A 4097-nucleotide genomic window follows, 5' to 3' on the forward strand; every position below is an offset into this window, starting at 1 on the left:
TTGCTGCGGCGCCGCACCGCGCCGCTTCATCGCCTGCTACGCTGTTCGTCCGATGGTCTGCAGCTTTGCCAGGTCGAGTATTTCGATTGTCCCGTACTTGGCGCGGACGAGGCCCGCCTGCTCCAGTTCATGAATCGCCTTGTTCGTGTTCTGGCGCGCCAGACCGCTCAGGCGGCCGATCTCTTCCTGGGAGATCTCAAGCCGCTTGGCGGTAGACGGATAGAGTTGAGGATTGAACAGTTCCGACAAGCAGAATGCCACGCGGGCAGTGGCATCCTGAAATCTGAACGTCTCTACGAGCGAGACATAGTGGGCCAGGCGCGCGTTGAGCTGATCGATGACCCAGCGACTAAAGAAGGAGCTGTCATCGATGAGCCACTGGAAGGTGGCCCGAGGCAGGAAGGCCACTGCGCTATCGCGGATTGCCACCACGGCATACGGCCGGAGTTCGCCCTTGATGACGGCGCCTTCGCCGAACCAAGAACCGGACGGAACCCCAGCAAAGGTGGTGCTCCTTCCGTCCGCGGCAACCTTGTCGACCTTCAGCATCCCCTCAACGACGCCCATCCAGTGGATCGCAGGTTGGCCACGCACACAAACGGTGGCGCCAGCCTGGTATTCGCGGAGGAACGCATCCCTACGGACGCGCTCCATTTGGACTTCTGTCAGCCCGGTGCTCCAGGTTGAAGCCAGCAAGAAATCGTTCAGTCGGCTTATGGTGGCCATTCTCAATTGTGTCAGATCGGGCAGGCATGATTTTCGAAGCTCGCGCGCGGTCTCGGCACGAGGACAACCCTGATCTGCCCCCCACCTTTGCAAGGTCTTTGTGACGGTGCCGCGAGGGACGTCGGAGAGACCGCGGATCCCAGCGCTGTGTGACGGAGTCATCGAAACTGTCATGTGCCAGACATTCAACAGCACCGCGGAACCCTAGCATGCAGCCAAGCGCTCGGAGGCGGCCTGAAAAGCAGCCAGCCGCCTGGGCACTGGACAACACGGCGCAAGGAGACAAATGAATCGAAGAGTTTTGCCCCCCGTGGGCACTGAGCAGGATCTGCGACAAGCCGTGGATTGGTGCATCGTTTCGCGACGCAGCGTTAGGGCGTTCTTGGCGCAGGATGTAACGGACGCGCAAGTCGCGGAGATCTTGGACGTTGCGCGTCACGCTGCATCAGGCATGAACACACAGCCTTGGCACGTGCATGTGGTGCGCGGCCACGCCAAGGAACGCATCAGCCAGGCCATAGCCGAGATCGACAACGACCCCGCGAGAAGGGCTGAACTCAGCGAACCCTACGACTACTACCCCGTGAAGTGGATGTCACCGTTCGTCGACCGTCGCCGCAAGGTCGGCTGGGACCTCTACGGACTCCTGGGCATCGAGAAGGGCGACAAGGATCGAATGCATGCACAGCATGGACGCAATTACCGCTTCTTCGGCGCGCCTGTGGGACTGTTCTTCACAGTCGACCGCGTGATGGAGCAGGGGAGCCTCATCGACTACGGCATGTTCCTCCAGAACATCATGATCGGCGCGCGAGCTCGTGGGCTCGACACGTGTCCTCAGGTGGCCTTCACGAAGTTTCATCGCGTCATCGCGGATCAACTGCAGATCCCGGACAACCAGATGCTCGTATGCGGCATGAGTCTCGGATACGCAGACATGTCACGCATCGAGAACACGCTCGTCACGCATCGAGAGCCGGTGAGCAGCTTCACAACGTTTCATCCGCAAGAGCATGCAGGAGATGCATCATGAGCGTTTCGATCTACAACCAGGGGCTCGATCGCAACCCAGCCAACCACGTGCCGCTCACGCCGTTGAGGTTCCTGGATCGGGCGGCTGACGTCTTCCCCGACCGGACGGCGATCATTCATGGGGACCAACGTCAATCCTGGTCAGAGACGCGCGAGCGGGCCTATCGCCTCGCATCCGCTCTGGTCCAGCGGGGCATTCGCCGTGGTGACACCGTCTCAATCATGGCTCCCAACACGCCGGCGATGCTCGAGGCGCATTTCGGCGTTCCACTTTCCGGGGCCGTACTGAACGCAATCAACTCGCGCTTGGACGTCGAAGGTCTTGCGTTCATTCTGCGTCACGGAGAATCGAAACTACTGCTGGTGGACAGCGAGTTTTCCGCGCTGGCGGTCAAAGCGGTCGCGCTGCTCGACAGCCCGCCCGTCATCATCGACATTAACGACGCGGAGGGCCCAGAAGCCGAGCCCGTCGGTGTGGTCGACTATGAAACTCTGCTGGCCAAGGGTGATCCGCTTTTCGAAGGTGTCTGGCCTACCGACGAGTGGGAGCCCATTGCCTTGAACTACACCTCCGGCACGACTGGCGATCCCAAGGGGGTCGTTCCCAGTCATCGCGGCACCTACCTCATGAGCCTGCTCCAACTGACCGATTGGGCCATGCCGAAAGCGCCAGTCTATCTCTGGACGCTTCCCATGTTCCATGCGAACGGATGGTGCTTTACGTGGGCGATCACAGCGGCTGCGGGCACGCACGTGTGTCTGCGCCGAGTTGGCGCCGCCGCGATCTATCACGCCATCGCGACGCACAAGGCGGACCACTTCTGTGCTGCTCCCACTCTCATGGGCATGCTCGTGAATGCGCGCGAGGACGAGCGACGCCCGCTGCCGGGGCGAGTCCGCGTGCTTACAGCGGGCTCGCCACCCCCGGCAACGGTGCTTGAGGCAGCCGCGTCCCTCGGATTTGAGGTCGATCACGTCTACGGAATCACAGAAGTCAGCGGCACGCCTGTCAGTTGCGCCTGGCAGCCGGCTTGGAACGAACTTGACGCGGGAGAAAGGGCTCGCCTTCAAGCGCGCCAGGGCGTTCGCGCTGCAGCGCTCGAGGGCCTGCGGGTGGTTGATGCCGAGACGATGCGACCGGTGCCTCGGGACGGGACGACGGCTGGTGAGCTGGTGATCCGAGGCAACACCGTCATGAAGGGCTACTTGAAGAATCCAGATTCGACACGAAAGGCCTTTGAGGGCGGCTGGTTCCACACGGGGGACATTGCGGTAGTCCATCCGGAGGGATACGTCCAGATTACCGATCGCTCCAAGGATGTGATCATTTCGGGCGKAGAGAACATTTCCTCCGTCGAAGTAGAGGACGTGCTGCACCGGCACCCAGCGATACTTTTCGCCGCCGTCGTTGCGCAGCCTGATCCGAAGTGGGGCGAAGTGCCTTGCGCCTTCGTAGAAATGAAGCCCGGAGCCGCCGTTTTAGACGAGGCAGATGTCATTTCCTTTTGCCGGGACCGTTTGGCGCACTACAAGTGTCCGCGCAAAGTGGTGTTCACGGCCCTTCCGAAAACCGCCACTGGAAAGATCCAGAAGTTCAGGCTTCGTGAGCTGGCGGGCAGCCAGTTGGCGATCACGCGGATGGCAGAGCCGTCGCTGCGCGGATGAGCACGGCCTTTTCGGAGGTGGAGGTGGGGCATCGGTTCTCCGGGTGTCACACCTTCAATGAGGCGCAGGTGCGCTCGTTCGCGAGTGCAGCCGGTGACACCAACCCCCTGCACCATGACGCTGGTGTTGCCTCGGCAAGCAGGTACGGCAGATTGATCGCTAGCGGAACGCATACGACCGCGTTGTTGCTGGGCTTGACGGCATCGCATTTCGCCGCGACCCATTCGGTAGTGGGCGTTTCCTTCTATGTCGATCTGCGACGCCCGGTCTACGCTGACGTAAGGGTGGAAATGGAATGGGTCGTCACGGTCGCGACGGCGCCGGACCGCGGGGCGCAGCGCCTGACCATGAATGGGTCGATGCGCGATGAAGCAGGTGAAGTGTGCATATCTGCGATTGGCGTTGTTCGTATCAGCGCCTTGTCGCACTCGTTAGGTGGCAACGAACTCGCCTAGAAGGCGGCAACAAGGATTCGAAATGAGAATTGAAGACAAGGTTTTCATCGTGACCGGCGGCGCTTCGGGCCTCGGCGAAGGCACTGCGCGAATGCTGGCGGCCAACGGCGGCAAGGTGGTCGTCGCCGATATGCAGGCGGACAAGGGCGAGGCAGTCGCGAAGGACATCGGCGGTGTCTTCGTCAGGTGCGACGTCAGCCAGGAAGCCGACGGCCAGGC

General features: G+C 61.4%; 5 protein-coding genes. 4 read left to right on the forward strand and 1 reads right to left on the reverse strand.

All coding sequences use genetic code 11. The features are described from left to right. Positions 1-36: 36 nt before the first annotated feature. Entirely contained in the window at positions 37-726 is a 690-nt protein-coding gene (locus tag AC1DY5_RS44980) for a Crp/Fnr family transcriptional regulator (protein WP_478120881.1), read from the reverse strand. Between the two features lie 286 nt (positions 727-1012). On the opposite strand from AC1DY5_RS44980, the gene AC1DY5_RS44985 reads away from it, so the two are divergent. The 4 genes from AC1DY5_RS44985 to AC1DY5_RS45000 form a co-directional block, all read left to right on the forward strand. Next, a complete protein-coding gene (locus AC1DY5_RS44985; RefSeq protein WP_478120882.1) occupies positions 1013-1759 on the forward strand; it encodes a nitroreductase in 747 nt (248 codons plus the stop codon). Next, positions 1756-3423 carry an acyl-CoA synthetase gene (locus tag AC1DY5_RS44990; protein WP_478120883.1) on the forward strand — a complete coding sequence of 556 codons (1668 nt, stop codon included), beginning with the start codon at positions 1756-1758 and terminating at the stop codon, positions 3421-3423. The genes AC1DY5_RS44985 and AC1DY5_RS44990 overlap by 4 nt, the downstream gene beginning before the upstream one ends. Further along, the gene (locus AC1DY5_RS44995; protein ID WP_478120884.1) at positions 3420-3878 is read left to right on the forward strand and encodes a MaoC family dehydratase; all 459 of its coding nucleotides are present in this window, start codon (positions 3420-3422) and stop codon (positions 3876-3878) included. The genes AC1DY5_RS44990 and AC1DY5_RS44995 overlap by 4 nt, the downstream gene beginning before the upstream one ends. Before the next feature lie 22 nt (positions 3879-3900). Next, positions 3901-4097: SDR family NAD(P)-dependent oxidoreductase (locus tag AC1DY5_RS45000; RefSeq protein ID WP_478120885.1), on the forward strand; the 197-nt coding region annotated here is incomplete at its 3' end.

This window comes from Variovorax sp. P4_D9, from assembly GCF_056401695.1.

Coding starts and splice junctions, on each gene's coding strand:
- AC1DY5_RS44980 (WP_478120881.1), bottom strand. CDS start 726: ATGGCCACCATAAGCCGACTGAACGATTTCTTGCTGGCTTCAACCTGG.
- AC1DY5_RS44985 (WP_478120882.1), top strand. CDS start 1,013: ATGAATCGAAGAGTTTTGCCCCCCGTGGGCACTGAGCAGGATCTGCGA.
- AC1DY5_RS44995 (WP_478120884.1), top strand. CDS start 3,420: ATGAGCACGGCCTTTTCGGAGGTGGAGGTGGGGCATCGGTTCTCCGGG.